Raw genomic sequence first — 14,434 nt, forward strand, 5'->3', positions numbered from 1 at the left:
CCGATTGTCTCCGCCTCGAAACCCCGTCCGGCTCTGCCCCTGACAAGGTGCGGCGGCGGTGCGGAGAGGAGTGTGCGGAAGAAAGCTTAAGAATCTCTTCTGTAAGAGCGGAGCGGGGACCGATATTTACAGGCGCCCTACACCGGGTCCGGCCACAGATCGACGAGCCCGCGCCTGATTGCTTCCGTTCGGCGGCGCCGTGGGGTATCTGAGAGACGGTCCGGCATGTCCGGCCCGGCCGTCGCAACTCCGTCACGAGGTTCAGCACATGGGTGAGTTCATCCGTCTCGATCCCGCCGCCGAGAACACGGTGTCGGCCTGGTATGCCCGGCCGCGGCTTCCGGCGCGCGCGGGGCTGGTGGTGGTCCAGGAAATCTTCGGCGTCAACGCGCATATCCGCGGCGTCGCCGACCGCTTCACCCTGCCCGGCTATGACGTGATCGCGCCGGCGCTGTTCGATCATGTCGAGCCCGGCATCGAGCTTGGCTATGACGCCGGTGATCTGAAACGCGGCATCGCACTGAAGGGCCAGGTGTCGGACGAGGTGGCGCTGGCCGATATCGCCGCGGCCATCCGCCGGCTGCGCGATGGCCGTGGCGACGATTTCCCGGTGGGCGTGGTCGGCTATTGCTGGGGGGGTAGTCTCGCCTATCTGGCCGCCGCCGGACTGCCGGTCGATGCCGCGGTCAGCTATTACGGCGGTCAGGTGCCGCAGTATCTGGACCAGGGCATCCGCGCCAAGGCACCGCTGCTGGTTCATCTGGGCGGCCGCGACGGCCACATCCCCGCCGGCCCCACCGCCGACACACTGCGCATGGCCGTGCCGGGCGCCGAAATCTACGTCCATCCCCAGGCCGGCCACGGCTTCAATTGCGAGGCCCGCGCCGACTACCGGCCGGAAGAGGCCCGCTATGCCCTGGAGGTGACCCTGCGTTTCCTCGACCGCCGGCTGATGGGGCCGCGCCGCCCGGCGATCTGATTGCATCCCCCACGGCGGCACCGGTGGATGTCGACGCCCGATACGAACGAGAGGGTGCCCGCAGGGTCCAGCACTGACAGTAAATATGAAGCCCGCAGACCTCCCTGCGGGCTTCATATCTCTGAGTTGAAAGGGCCCCGCTCAGGCGATGCAGGCCCCGAGTTCAGAAAGCCGTTCGGGCTTGTTCGAGAGAAGACGGAGCGCCGTGTCCGCGGCCTTGCTCAACACGACGTCTCCGGCCTCGTATTTCTGAAAAGCATGTGGCCCGCCGCCAATGATACGGCTCGCCTCGCGTTGCGTGAGCTTCAGTTTTTTGCGAGCCGCTCGGATCTGGTCTGGCGTCATGACGCCCAGTTCCCGGGCCTTCATGACGTTGATCATGCGATCGGAAACCTGCATGTCCTTCGGATCATGAATACCCTGATCCGCCGTGGGGTCGTCGACCGGATACCAACCGGGCAAGTCGATCGTTTCGCGCTGAGAGCGGAAGGTCAGTGTGACTTTGCGAACGCCACGCATGAGAGTAGTACCGGTTTCCGGATGCACGCGCGTTTCCTCGACAGCGCCCATCTCACTTCTCCTTGAAGGACGTGCAGGTAAATCCGGTAACAGCATCCTGCACGAACTTGATGTAGATTACGTAATCTTCAGTTCGTCCGTAATAGACATCCATCCAGATGCTATGATTTTGATTCGTCGTCATCGATTTATAGAAATCGCGGTGGGATAGTGTTTTGATGACGCCGATGATATCGCTACGGGTCATACCCATCTCCGCTGCTCCCTTGATGGCAGCGGTCGCGATTGCCATCGTTGAGCCAGCGGACGCCTGAATCGCATGGAGGTCGTAGGTCGGTTTCTTCTTCTCCATTATCTGGCACCATAATGGTGTATCGTCAAGGCGTCCACAGCGTTGATCCTGAGAATGGTCAGACGCTGTCGCCCCAACGCGCCTGACATGCTGCTTTCAAGTCGAAACCGTCGACATGTGTCGTCGGGAGCCGGGCCGCAAGGTTCCCCCCGGTGTCGTTCGATGTCAGGCGGCGGTGAATTCGATCAGCACGCCGCAGGCTTCGTCGGGGCCGATGATGATGTCGCCATTCTGCTCGCGCTCATAGGCCACGCCGTTCCGGTCCAGCACTGCCGCCGCGGCATCGCGATCGGCGATGCCGATCTGCAGCGCCACCAGCCCGTGATCGCGCTTGCGCGGTTCGTCATCCAGATCCGGATGCAGATTGGGCAGGTCATATGGTGTTGCGAACATCAGCACGCCGCGCCCGGTATGCACCGCGATCACCGTGTCGGTGGGGGTGACGGCGCCGGTGCCGAACAGCCGGCTATAGGCTTCGGCCGCACCGGTCACGTCGTCGATCACGATGGTGGCCGAGATGATGCCCCGGGCGGTGTTGGGGTGGGCCATCCAGTCGGGACGGCGCATCTTTTCAGGGGTCAGGTGCTGGCACAGAAACGCCGACAGACCCGGCGTCGCCCCCTCGGCCAGATGGACGTTGCGGAACGACAGGTCCACCGGCTGGCCGTCGGGGCCGTTCTCGATCACCCGGCCCAGTTCGCGCAGCGCGTTTTCAGGCGCCACCAGCCCGGCGGACCCCAGTAATGCATGCGATGCTTCGGCATCCGGGGTGGCGAACACCACGCCCAGCCCGCCCTCGCCATCGGCCAGGAAGCGATCCAGGCCGTTGGTGAAGGCAGCGGCATCGATCAGCCCCAGCAATTCCAGATAGTCATGATCGAACATGACGCAATAATTCGCCGTTCCCCAGCCGACATGGCGGCCCCGGTCGGTGACGGCGAAACCGAGCCGCCGATACTGATCGCGTGCAGCGTCCAGGTCGGCGACACCGATGATGGCATGATCGATGCCGTGAATGGCGTGGGTCATCTCTCCGGCGCTCCGCATGTTCGGGCTTTTGCCGATTAGTGACCTGAACCGGGCTTCGGGGCAAGAGGGTTGCGCAGCCAGGTCCGCCATACGGCCCCGGCAAAACGTTGCAGATTGCGATATTTCAAGGCCGGCTGCGGCGAAGAACCGCAGCCCGGGGCCGCTTCCAAGTCCCGCGGCGACCCAACCTCTGCGTCAAGGCACGCGGTGCGTGACCACGGCCTTGCCCCCGCACCCGGCCGACGCCTCAATCGGCCAGGGCGCGGCCGCGATCGCGTGCGGCGGTGACCGCACGGGTCATCAGCGGCGGCAGGCCGTTCGTGTCGTCCATCAGCACCGCCAAAGCGGCGGCGGTGGTGCCGGCGGGGCTGGTGACCGCCTCGCGCAGCGCGGTTTCGGTCTCAGGCGAGGCATCGGCCAGGGCCGCGGCACCGATCACCGTGGCCCGGGCCAGGCGGCGGGCGGTTTCATGGGGCAGGCCCACGGCGACGCCAGCCTGGGTCATCGCCTCGATCATGTGGAAAACATAGGCCGGGCCGCTGCCCGACACGCCGGTGACGGCATCGATCAGATCTTCATCCGCGATCCATACCACCTCGCCCACCGCCGACAACAGACCCTCGGCGGTGGCGCGGCCGGCGCCATCCACCTCGGGCACGGCATAGCAGCCGGTGATGCCGCGACCGATTGCCGCAGGGGTGTTGGGCATCGCCCGCACCACCAGGCGCGGATGGCCCAGCAGGTTGCGAAGCGTGGCGACCGGCTTGCCGGCGGCCACCGACACCACCAGGGTTCCGGCCGACAGCAAGGGCGCGGCGGGCGGCAATGCCGCTTCGAAGCTCTGCGGCTTCACCGCCACCACCAGCACCGCGAAGCCCTCATCGGGCACCGCGACCGCATCGGCATCGGCCACCGCCACCAGCCCGCGGGCACTGAGCCGGGCGCGGGCGTCGGGCGATGGCTCGATCACGGTGATCGTGGCCGGCGCGCGACCGCCGGCCAGCCAGCCATCGATCATGGCGCCGCCCATGCGGCCGGCGCCGATCACCAGAATATGACCGGCCAGGGCCGGGGGGCTGCTCGCGGTCGCGGTCATGGACGGTCAGGCCTCGCCGACGGTTTCGAACATCGCGGCGGTGATCGCCTCTTCGGCGGTCTTGCCGCCCCAGATCACGAACTGAAAGGCCGGATAGGCACGCTCGCATTCGGTGACCGCGATATCGACCACCTCTTCCACATGTTCAGGGGTCAGCGGGCCGCCGCGAACCAGCAGGGTGTGGCGGAACAACGGCACCGATTCTTCGGTCCACAAGTCGAAATGCCCCAGCCAAAGACGCTCGTTCAACTGCGCCAGCAGCGGATAGATGCCACCACGGCGCCCGACCGGCACCTTCATGTCCAGCGCGCAGGACAGATGCAGGGCGGCGGTTTCAGGGCGCCAGGCGAACCAGAGACGGAAGTCGCAGAACTTGCCGGTGATCTCCACCGCCATTTCGTCATCGGTCTGACGGTCGAACGGCCATTCATTGGCAATGACGATCTGTTCGACGAGATCGAGAGGGTTGGCCACGACGTCTTCGGCTTCCGCGATGATGAAGGACATGCTCGATCGCCTCCTTGGGCGGGCGGCTTGCGGGCCGCGGATCCCGTCGGCAGACCCCCGAAAACATCAGGACTGCGACGGGCGCGAAGGTGGGGGCGAGGGTGCCATGGCCGTCCGGACGCCATCCGCCAAACGGTCGATCCGGCGCCGGACGGTAGATCTGGCCCCATTGATGCGACAGCCCACCGGTATATGAGAGGGCCGCTACCACATCTTGTGGCGCAGGCGGTTAGCACCGACTACGTCGGCAGCGTGCACGAAGCCCCCGGCAGCCGCAAGGCCCGTTGTTTAGCCCCATCCATGCATCAGATGCAACGTCTTTCCGCAGCGCCCCCGGTCCGGCGGGAAAATGTCACCACATCAAACGCCTAGCCGGTCGCCCCCGGCACCGGCCGATCACTGCCCCGGCACCCGGAAAGATCCCGATACCCGGTTCAATACAATGTGCGTGGCAGGCGGGTGCCGGCCTCACTGTCATAGGCGGCACCGTCGAAGCCGTCGCGGGCGGCGGCCAGCATGTCGCCGGCGGTCGGCAGCGCGTCGGCGCGCGGCCAGCTTGCCGGTGTCCACAATCCGGACCTCAGCAGCGCCCGCGCGCACTGGAAATACACCGTGTCGATGGCGACCAGCATCACGGTCCGCGGCGGCTTGCCATCGATGGCGAAACTGTCCAGCAGATCGGGCGCCACCGACAGGCTGGCCCGGCCATTGACACGCAAGGCCTCGCCCTTGCCGGGGATCAGGAACATCAGCGCCACGCGCGGATCACGCAGAATGTTGCGCAGGCTGTCGATGCGGTTGTTGCCACGCCGGTCGGGGATTGCCAGCATGCGGTCATCCACCACCCGCACGAAGCCCGCCGGGTCGCCGCGGGGCGAGCAGTCGAGCCCTTCGGGCGCCACCGTCGCCAGGGAAAAGAACGGCGCCGCCTCGATAAAAGCGCGATAGGGCGGCGTCAGCGCCGGCACCTCCTTGGTCAGGGATGCCGGCACCGGCGCGCCATACAGCGCCTCCAGCTCGGCCTCGCTGGTCAGGATGTGATCGGTCATGCGGGCATTTCCTTGATGAACGGCGCGAGGGCGTGGATCGTGGGATGAAAGCGGAGTTTATATCATCATGCCCCGGCGCGCCGCTCAAACCGCCCCGCAGCCGGCGCATCCCCCTCTTGCGGAGCGCATCCCCGATGACCGGTTTCCCCGACACCACCGATACCGCCCAGACCCAGGCAGCACAACGCCCGCGCCTCGACGGCCTGGTCATCGCCATGCTGGGGCTGGGGCTGATGGGGCGTCCGATGGCAGGCCATCTGGCGAAAGCCGGCGCGACGCTCAGGGTGTGGAACCGCAGCACGCAGGCGGCGACCGCGGTTGCGGCCGAAACCGGCGCCACGGCCGCCAGTTCCCCCGCCGACGCGGCGGCCGGCGCCGATATCGTGGTGATCTGCGTGACCGATACCGCCGCCGTCGAGGCGGTGCTGTTCGGCCCGGACGGTGTCGCCAGAGCCCGACCGGCACCGACGCTGGTGATCGATATGGGCACAACCGATCCACTGGCAACCCCCGCGATCGGCCGACGCCTGGCCGATGCCTGCGGGGCGGCCCTGGTCGATGCGCCGGTGTCCGGCGGCACCCGCGGCGCCGAAGCGGCCAGTCTGTCGATCATGGCCGGGGGCAGTGACGCGGCGATGGCACGGGCGCTGCCGGTGCTGCAGGTTCTGGGCGCGCGGATCACCCGCATCGGCGGCCCCGGCGCCGGTCAGGTGGCCAAGGCGGCCAATCAGGTCGTGGTCGGCGTGGTGATCCAGGCCGTGGCCGAGGCGCTGGCCCTGGCCGAGGCCGCCGGCGCCGATCCGGCCTGCGTGCGCACCGCCATGATCGGCGGTTTCGCCGATGGCACCATCCTGCGCCAGCATGGCGAGCGCATGGTCACCGGCAATATGGTGCCGGGCGGCAAGTCCCGCATCCATCTGAAGGATATGACCCAGGCGACCCGTCTGGCCGACGCGCACGGGCTGGATCTGCCGGCGACCCGCCTGGTCCGCGACCGCTTCGCGGCTCTGGTGGAACAGGGCCGCGGCGAGTTGGACCACAGCGCCCTGCACCTGCTGCTGACCGATGCCATCCGCGCCTCTGACGATGATGTCGCGGCACGATAGACCACTAAAAATCATCAAGACAATATTAGAAACGAAACGTCCACGAGAAGAAACAAGTGGTCATTCTTCCAAAGAGTTGACCACAAAACAATGAAACGTTAGGCTTCCCGACTTATTGAAGCAGGTGGCCAGTCTAGAAAGCCTTGCCCCGTATCGTCTGGCAATCCTGCCGGTCATACGAGACATGTTAGGCAATCCTGCGGCCGGCAGCCGCATCCATCGCCACGCACCCCCAGGTCAGTCGTTATGGCCGCACAATCCGGAGCCTTCGCAACCCGATGACCCAGTCCCGTCCCGGTGCCACGTTTCGCGCAGGGCCACTGAACGCGATCACCGATGTGCCCGGCATCAAGGTGGGGCAGGCCCATGACGACCGGCTGTGGAGCGGCGTGACCGTGATCGTGCCCGACGAGCCGATGCTGGCGGCGGTGGATGTGCGCGGCGGCGGCCCCGGCACCCGGGAAACCGATGCGCTGAAATCGTCGTCGATGGTGCAGAAGGTGCATGCGGTGGTCTTGTCCGGGGGCTCGGCCTATGGCCTGGATGCCGCCTCGGCGGTGATGGTCCGGCTGGCGGCCGAAGGGCGCGGCCACCGCGTCGGCGACGCGATCATCCCGATCGTGCCCTCGGCGATCCTGTTCGATCTGGTCAATGGCGGCGACAAGGCCTGGGGCCGCGAACCGCCCTATCGCCGGCTGGCGGATCAGGCGATGGACGCACTTGGCACCACCGTCACCGAAGGCAATGCCGGTGCCGGCTATGGCGCCAAGGCCGGCGCCTATAAGGGCGGGCTGGGCAGTGCCTCGGTGGTGACGGGCGAAGGCTTCACCGTGGGCGCGCTGGTCGCCTGCAATGCCTTCGGCACCCCGGTCATTCCGGGCACGCCGTGCTTCTGGGCCTGGGCGCACGAGATGGACTGCGAATTCGGCGGGCAGCCGCTGCATCTGCTGGCGAAGCCCACCACCCACGACTTCACCTTCACGCCCGGTCGCCCCGGCGTGCCGGGCGAAGACCTCGAAGCCGCGGCCTCCGGGGAGAGGCCGGCCGTGGCTGACGATGCCGACGGACGTCTGGCGACCGGAGATCCGGCGGCAGCGGCAACCGCCGGCAACACCACGATCGGCATCGTCGCAATCGATGCCGATCTGACCCGCGGGGAGGCGGAGCGGATCGCGATCATGGCCCAGGACGGCTATGCCCGCGCGGTGCGCCCGATGCACACGCCATTCGACGGTGATACGATCTTCGTACTCGCCACCGGACGGCGTCCGCTCACCGATCCGGCGGCGGATGTCGCCCGGCTCGGCATGCACGCGGCAGACTGTGTCGCCCGTGCCCTGACCCGCGGCGTCTATGCGGCCGAAACACTGGGGCGCTACCCCGGGTATCGGTCCATTCACGGGCATCGGCTCAATCGGGCCGCGCAGGGAGGCTGACTAGACATGGGCACCATCAAGCCGTGGCTCGCCGCGGCACTTCTGGGAACGGCGGTGGCCTTCGGGCCGGCCGCCGCCCTTGCCGCCAAGGATACATTCTCGATCGGCGCGGTGCTGGAACCGCCGCATCTCGATCCCACCGCGGGTGCCGCGGCGGCGATCGACGAGGTCGTGCACATCAACGTCTTCGAAGGCCTGGTCCGCCTCGACGAGCAGGGCCAGATCCTGCCGCTGCTGGCCGAAAGCTGGACAGTCTCGGATGACGGGCTGACCTATACCTTCAAGCTGCATGACGGCGTCACGTTCCACGATGGCACGACCTTCGATTCGGCCGACGTGAAATACAGCTTCAGCCGCGCCGTGGCGCCGAACAGCGTCAATGCGCAGAAGGGCCTGTTCGCCCCGATCAAGTCGATCGAGACGCCCGACCCGCTGACCGTGGTGCTGACACTCGAAAAGCCCGCCGGGCAGCTTCTGTTCAACCTGACCTGGGGCGATGCGGTCATCGTGGCGCCCGAAAGCGCGGGCGAGTCGGAAAAGACCAAGCCGATCGGCACCGGGCCGTTCACCTTCAAGGAATGGGTCAAGGGCGACCGGGTCGAACTGGTCCGCAACGACGCCTATTGGGGCGAGAAGCCGGCGCTGACATCGGCGACCTTCAAGTTCATCGCCGATCCCGCCGCCGCCCTTCAGGCGATCCTGGCCGGCGATCTGGATGCCTTCTCGAACTTCCCGGCGCCCGAGAACCTGCCGCAGCTTGAAGCCGATCCGCGCTTCAAGGTGGCGATCGGCACCACCGAGGGCGAAACCATCCTGGCGATGAACAACGGCGCCAAGCCGTTCAACGACATCCGGGTGCGTCGTGCGGTGGCCCATGCCATCGACCGTCAGGCCGTCATCGACGGCCAGTTCGGCTATGGCACGCCGATCGGCAGCCATTTCGCCCCGCATGCGCCCGGCTATCTCGATCTCACCGACCGCTATCCTTACGACCCAGATGCGGCCAAGGCGCTGCTGACCGAGGCCGGCTATCCCGATGGCTTCAAAACCGTGCTGATGCTGCCGCCCCCGCCCTATGCCCGTCGCGGCGGCGAGATCATCGCGGCCATGCTGGCCGATGTCGGCATCAAGGCTGAAATCGTGCCGCTGGAATGGGCGCAGTGGCTGGACCAGGTCTTCAAGAACAAGGCCTATGGCATGACCATCGTCTCGCACACCGAGCCGATGGATATCAGCATCTATGCCCGCGACAATTATTACTTCAACTATGACAATGCCGACTTCAAGGCATTGATGGCAAAGATCGACGCCACCACCGATCAGGCCGAGCGCACCGCCCTCTATGGCGATGCCCAGCGGATGATCGCCGAGGATTCGGTCAACGCCTTCCTGTTCCAGTTGCCGCAATACGGCGTCTGGAACGTCAAGGTCGAGGGCCTGTGGACCGATCGTCCGTTCCAGGTCAACGATCTGACCAAGGTGCACTGGACCGAGTGACCGGTCCCCCGTCTGCGGCGCCCGCCTCAAGGGCACCGCAGACGGGGCTTTCCGCACCAGGACTGCCCCGCCCCGCCCGACACCCATCCGAGGACGCGCCGGCTCCATGGCCCTGTTCCTGTTCCGACGGCTGATCACCCTGGCGCTGACCCTGCTGGTCGCCGCGACGGTCGTGTTCGTCGTGCTCGAAATCCTGCCGGGCGACCCCGCCGCGGTGATGCTGGGCCTGAATGCCGAGCCCGACACGGTGGCGGCGCTGCGGTCGCAGCTCGGGCTGGATCAGCCGCTGGCGGACCGGTTCTTCGGCTGGCTGGGCGGCATGCTGGTCGGCGATTTCGGCCGCTCCTATACCTATAGCGTGCCGGTGTCGGAGTTGATCGGCGACCGCATCGCCATCACCGTGCCGCTGGCGCTGCTTGCCATCCTGCTGTCCACCGCCATCGCCCTGCCACTTGGCGTCTATGCCGCGCGCAATCATAACAAGCTGGGTGATTTCGGCGTGATGGGCTTTTCGCAGGTGGGCGTCGCCGTGCCGAATTTCTGGTTCGCCCTGCTGCTGATCATCCTGTTCGCGGTCAATCTGGGCTGGACGCCGGCCGGCGGCTTTCCCGGCTGGGACGCCGGTGTCGGCCCGGTGGTCGCGGCCCTTGCCCTGCCGGCGATTGCGCTGGCACTGCCGCAGGCGGCCATCCTGTCACGCGTGACCCGGTCGTCGGTGCTGGAAGTGCTGCGCGAGGATTATGTCCGCACCGCCCGCGCCAAGGGCCTGAACCGCAGTGCCGCGCTGTGGCGCCACGCGGTGCCCAACGCGCTGATCCCGGTGGTCACCATCCTGGGCCTTCAGGTGTCGTCGCTGCTGGCCGGCACGATCATCATCGAGAACGTCTTCGCCCTGCCCGGTGTCGGCCGGCTGATCTTCCAGGCCATCGCGCAGCGCGACCTGATCACGGTGAAGAGCCTGGTGGTGATCATCGCGGCCGTGGTCGTGTTCGTGAATTTCCTGGTCGACATGTCCTATGCCGCCCTCGACCCGCGCCTGCGGCGCGGCGGGGACATGATGTGACGGGTGTGAGGAGCTTCAGACCATGACCCAGACCACACCCACGGCCAACCCCGCTCCCGGATCCGGCCCCGTCACCATCCGCCGTCCCTCGCCGCTGGTCGAGATCGCGCGCCGGGCCGCCGCCAGCCGCAATTTCGTCATCGGCGGCGTGCTGACCCTGCTCTTCCTGGGCATCGCCGCGACCTCGCTGTTCTGGACACCGCTCGACCCCACCCGGATGAGCATCCGCACGCGGCTTCAGGGGCCGTCGGACCTCAATCTTCTGGGCACCGACCAGTTCGGCCGCGACATCCTGTCGATGATCATGACCGGCGCCCAGAACTCGATTCTGGTCGGCGTGGTCGCGGTCGGCATCGGCCTGTCGCTCGGCACGGCGCTGGGCTGTCTCGCCGCCGCCCGGCGCGGCTGGATCGAAGAGCTGGTGATGCGGTTCAGCGATTTCGCCTTCGCCTTTCCGGCGCTGCTCTCGGCGGTGATGATCACCGCGTTGCTGGGCCCCGGCGCCGTCAACTCGATCCTGGCGATCGGCATCTTCAACGTTCCGGTCTTCGCCCGCGTCACCCGTGGCGCCGCATTGGCCATCTGGTCGCGCGAATACGTCATGGCGGCGCGCCTCTCGGGTAAGGGCACGGTGCGCATCACCCTGCACCACGTACTGCCCAACATCATGTCGATCATCATCGTGCAGGCGACCATCCAGTTCGCGCTGGCGATTCTGGCGGAAGCGGGCCTCAGCTATCTGGGCCTCGGCACCCAGCCGCCCACACCAAGCTGGGGCCGGATGCTGAACGAGGCGCAGACCTTCATCTACATGGCGCCGCAGCTCGCGATCATTCCCGGCCTCGCGATCGTGTTCACGGTGCTGGGCCTGAACCTGCTGGGCGACGGCCTGCGCGACGTGCTCGACCCCAAGCTCCGGCGGGCGCGCTGATGAGCCGGTGCCTGTCATTCCCTCCGCTTCCCGCCCTCCAGCCTCTGCCCTCCTGCCTCTGAAGGACCGGACACGCCCATGACCGCTGCCGACGCGCCGCTGCTCGCGATCGACAATCTCCGGGTGACCCTGCCCACGCCCGACGGGCCCGCGCCGATCCTGCGCGGGGTCAGCTTCACCGTGGCGCCCGGCCAGATGCTGGGCCTGGTCGGCGAAAGCGGATCGGGCAAGTCGATGACAGCCCTTGCCATCATGGGCCTGCTGCCCGACAAGGCGATGGTCGAAGGCTCGATCAACCTTGCCGGCGAGGAACTCACCCGCTTGACCGAGGCGGCGCTGTGCACCCGCCGCGGCCGCAACATGGCGATGATCTTCCAGGAGCCGATGACCGCGCTGAACCCGGTCAAGACCATCGGTCATCAGGTGTCGGAAAGCATGCGCCTGCATCTGGGCCTGGGCCGCGCCGAGGGTGATGCCCGCGCGCGCCGGCTGCTGGAACGGGTGGGCCTGAACGCCCGGCGCTTTCCGCTCGACCTCTATCCCCATCAGCTGTCGGGCGGCCAGCGCCAGCGGGTGATGATCGCGGCGGCGCTGGCCTGCGAACCGAAGCTGCTGATCGCCGACGAGCCCACCACAGCACTCGACGTCACCATTCAGGCCCAGATCCTGGACCTGATCGTGGAACTGGTCGACGAGATGGGCATGGGTCTGGTGCTGATCACCCATGATCTGGGCGTCATCGCCGAAACCGTCGACATGACCGCGGTGATGTATGCGGGGTCGATCGTCGAGGCGGCCCCCACTCCGGCACTGTTCGACCACATGGCCCATCCCTATACCCATGGCCTGTTCGCGGCCATTCCCCATGCCCGCGGGCTGGAACATGCGGCCGATGGCGACGGCCCGGCCCATACCCGGCCCCGACTGGCCACGATCCCTGGCACCGTGCCCGATCCGCGCCGCCTGCCGCCGGGCTGCGCCTTCGCCGGCCGCTGCCCGCGCGCCGACGACCCTTGCGCCCGGCCGATCCCCTGGACACAGCTTGCGCCCGATCATGGCGTGGCCTGCATCCATCCGGTGGCGCGCGGCGAGCATATTCCGGAGTTCGCCGCATGAGCGCTGCCGCCCAGTCCATGACCCCGTCAATCTCTGGCGCGCCAGCCACCCCCCTGCTGCAGATCGAGGGGCTGGTGCGTGAATACCGCCTGCCCCGCGAAAGCCTGTTCCAGACGCCGCCGGTGCTGCGCGCGCTCGACGGCGTGGACCTTCAGATGGCGGCGGGCGAAAGCGTCGGCATCGTGGGCGAATCCGGCTGCGGCAAATCCACCCTCGCCCGTACCGTGGTGGCGCTGGAAAGCCCCAGCGCCGGGCGGGTGATCTTTGATGGCGACGACCTGTTCAAGCTGGGCCGGCGCGACCTGCTGGCCCGGCGGCGCGATCTGCAGATGGTGTTCCAGGATCCCTACGGCTCGCTGGACCCGCGCCACAAGGTGGAACGGGTGGTGGCCGAACCGATGGAGGGGCTGAAGACCGCCAGCATGGCCGAGCGCGCCGAGCGGGTGGCCGAGGCGCTGGCCCAGGTGGGGCTGCGGCCGGCCGATGCCGACCGCTATCCGCATGAATTCTCGGGCGGGCAGCGCCAGCGCATCGCCATCGCCCGCGCCCTGATCACCCGTCCCCGGCTGATCGTGGCCGACGAGGCGGTGTCGGCGCTGGACGTGTCGGTGCAGTCGCAGGTGCTGAACCTGATGATGGACCTGCAGGCCGCGGTCGGCATGGGCTATCTGTTCATCAGCCATGATCTGGGTGTGGTCGGCCATGTCACCGACCGGGTGGCGGTGATGTATCTGGGGCGCGTGGTCGAAACCGGCCGCACCGCCGAGATCTTCCACAACCCGGCCCATCCCTACACCCGCACCCTGCTCGCCGCCGTGCCGGTGCCCGATCCGGCGCGCAGCCGCCGCCGACGCGCCCGCCAGACGGCCGATCAGGGCCCGGCATTGACACCGCAGGCCTCCGGCCAGTCACGGCCCGCCTGCGCCTTCATGCCCCGCTGCGGCCGCGCCACCGACATCTGCGGCACCGAGCGGCCCGAGCTGCGCCCGGTGGACGGGGGTCGCCTGGCTGCCTGCCACCACGTCTGATCGCCAACGCCCGCCAGCCCGCCGGCACCTTCGAGAAAACGCCACATAGCGCTTGCATTCCCCGGAAAGCCGGACTATTTTCCGCCTCGTCCCGGTGAGGGGGCCACAGACCACCATCTGCGGCACACCCACTCAAATCCGGGCATGCGCCGGTAGCTCAGTTGGATAGAGCACCAGACTACGAATCTGGGGGTCGGGAGTTCGAATCTTCCCCGGCGCGCCATTCAGGGGACCAACCTCACCGGTTGGTCCCCTGTTTCTTTTTCAGGCCCGGCTCTTTTTCAGGCCCGGCTTCAGCGTCAGCCGCGACCGTCCGTCACTCGGCCTCGTCGTGATCCATAGCGTCGCCCCGGTCATGAGCACGCGGGTGGTGGCGGACATCCTGCACATGCGGCCGCCACTGGACATGCGGATGCCAGGGCTCCCAGCGATGGCCCTCGCTCTTTGCCCCCTCGCGCCGGCGGGCATCGCGATGTTCGATGGCGCTGGTCAGCACCGCCACCACCACCGCCGTGGTCCAGCCGAACAGGATGATGCCGTTCACCGAGGCCATGGCACCCAGCAGACGCCAGTCATGGCCCAGAACGATATCGCCATAGCCAAGCGTGGTGAAGGTCACTACCGAAAAATACAATGCCGCTTCGGAGCCTGTTGCAGAATGGGTCTTCGGAATGTGTCGCGATCGCAGTGAGATCCGCCCTTGAGCCTGCGGCCGGCGCCTGATTC

General features: G+C 67.2%; 15 protein-coding genes and 1 tRNA gene. 9 read left to right on the forward strand and 7 right to left on the reverse strand.

The window, feature by feature from the left end; genetic code table 11:
* Positions 1-268 precede the first annotated feature (268 nt).
* Positions 269-979 carry a dienelactone hydrolase family protein gene (locus IEW15_RS20710; RefSeq protein ID WP_188581515.1) on the forward strand — a complete coding sequence of 237 codons (711 nt, stop codon included), beginning with the start codon at positions 269-271 and terminating at the stop codon, positions 977-979.
* A gap of 141 nt (positions 980-1,120) precedes the next feature.
* Here IEW15_RS20710 and IEW15_RS20715 read toward each other — a convergent pair whose 3' ends face one another.
* From IEW15_RS20715 to IEW15_RS20740, 6 genes are all read right to left on the reverse strand, one after another.
* Positions 1,121-1,549 (reverse strand): type II toxin-antitoxin system MqsA family antitoxin, encoded by a 429-nt coding sequence (locus IEW15_RS20715; protein ID WP_188581518.1) that lies wholly within the window; start codon positions 1,547-1,549, stop codon positions 1,121-1,123.
* Between the two features lies 1 nt (position 1,550).
* The gene (locus IEW15_RS20720) at positions 1,551-1,850 is read right to left on the reverse strand and encodes a type II toxin-antitoxin system MqsR family toxin (protein ID WP_188581520.1); all 300 of its coding nucleotides are present in this window, start codon (positions 1,848-1,850) and stop codon (positions 1,551-1,553) included.
* A 165-nt stretch (positions 1,851-2,015) separates the two neighbouring features.
* On the reverse strand, positions 2,016-2,879 hold the full coding sequence (locus tag IEW15_RS20725; protein ID WP_188581521.1) for a VOC family protein: 864 nt from the start codon (positions 2,877-2,879) through the stop codon (positions 2,016-2,018).
* Positions 2,880-3,126: 247 nt separating this feature from the next.
* Complete coding sequence (gene proC, locus IEW15_RS20730) at positions 3,127-3,975, reverse strand: pyrroline-5-carboxylate reductase (RefSeq protein ID WP_188581524.1); 849 nt, start codon at positions 3,973-3,975, stop codon at positions 3,127-3,129.
* Positions 3,976-3,981: 6 nt separating this feature from the next.
* Positions 3,982-4,482: a type III secretion system chaperone family protein gene (locus IEW15_RS20735; protein WP_188581527.1), complete on the reverse strand. Its 501-nt coding sequence runs from the start codon at positions 4,480-4,482 to the stop codon at positions 3,982-3,984.
* 434 nt (positions 4,483-4,916) lie between these two features.
* On the reverse strand, positions 4,917-5,531 hold the full coding sequence (locus IEW15_RS20740) for a pyridoxamine 5'-phosphate oxidase family protein (RefSeq protein ID WP_188581529.1): 615 nt from the start codon (positions 5,529-5,531) through the stop codon (positions 4,917-4,919).
* Positions 5,532-5,734: 203 nt separating this feature from the next.
* Between IEW15_RS20740 and IEW15_RS20745 the strand changes: the two genes are divergently transcribed.
* The 8 genes from IEW15_RS20745 to IEW15_RS20780 all read left to right on the forward strand — a co-directional run bounded on the left by IEW15_RS20745 (position 5,735) and on the right by IEW15_RS20780 (position 13,931).
* Entirely contained in the window at positions 5,735-6,637 is a 903-nt protein-coding gene (locus IEW15_RS20745; RefSeq protein ID WP_372402865.1) for an NAD(P)-dependent oxidoreductase, read from the forward strand.
* Positions 6,638-6,915: 278 nt separating this feature from the next.
* The gene (locus IEW15_RS20750; RefSeq protein ID WP_188581533.1) at positions 6,916-8,073 is read left to right on the forward strand and encodes a P1 family peptidase; all 1,158 of its coding nucleotides are present in this window, start codon (positions 6,916-6,918) and stop codon (positions 8,071-8,073) included.
* A 6-nt stretch (positions 8,074-8,079) separates the two neighbouring features.
* Complete coding sequence (locus tag IEW15_RS20755) at positions 8,080-9,570, forward strand: ABC transporter substrate-binding protein (RefSeq protein ID WP_188581535.1); 1,491 nt, start codon at positions 8,080-8,082, stop codon at positions 9,568-9,570.
* A gap of 106 nt (positions 9,571-9,676) precedes the next feature.
* The gene (locus IEW15_RS20760; RefSeq protein WP_188581537.1) at positions 9,677-10,633 is read left to right on the forward strand and encodes an ABC transporter permease; all 957 of its coding nucleotides are present in this window, start codon (positions 9,677-9,679) and stop codon (positions 10,631-10,633) included.
* Between the two features lie 22 nt (positions 10,634-10,655).
* The gene (locus IEW15_RS20765) at positions 10,656-11,564 is read left to right on the forward strand and encodes an ABC transporter permease (protein WP_188581540.1); all 909 of its coding nucleotides are present in this window, start codon (positions 10,656-10,658) and stop codon (positions 11,562-11,564) included.
* A 78-nt stretch (positions 11,565-11,642) separates the two neighbouring features.
* Positions 11,643-12,680, forward strand: a complete 1,038-nt coding sequence (locus IEW15_RS20770; RefSeq protein WP_188581542.1) for an ABC transporter ATP-binding protein — start codon at positions 11,643-11,645, stop codon at positions 12,678-12,680.
* Positions 12,677-13,708, forward strand: coding sequence for an ABC transporter ATP-binding protein (locus tag IEW15_RS20775; RefSeq protein ID WP_229708417.1), 1,032 nt, complete (start codon positions 12,677-12,679; stop codon positions 13,706-13,708). The genes IEW15_RS20770 and IEW15_RS20775 overlap by 4 nt, the downstream gene beginning before the upstream one ends.
* Before the next feature lie 146 nt (positions 13,709-13,854).
* A tRNA-Arg gene (locus tag IEW15_RS20780) sits at positions 13,855-13,931 on the forward strand.
* A 93-nt stretch (positions 13,932-14,024) separates the two neighbouring features.
* On the opposite strand, the gene IEW15_RS20785 is transcribed toward IEW15_RS20780, so the two are convergent.
* On the reverse strand, positions 14,025-14,434 hold a 410-nt coding region (locus IEW15_RS20785; protein ID WP_188581545.1), incomplete at its 5' end, for a potassium channel family protein.

This window comes from Tistrella bauzanensis (genome assembly GCF_014636235.1).
GTDB lineage: Bacteria > Pseudomonadota > Alphaproteobacteria > Tistrellales > Tistrellaceae > Tistrella > Tistrella bauzanensis.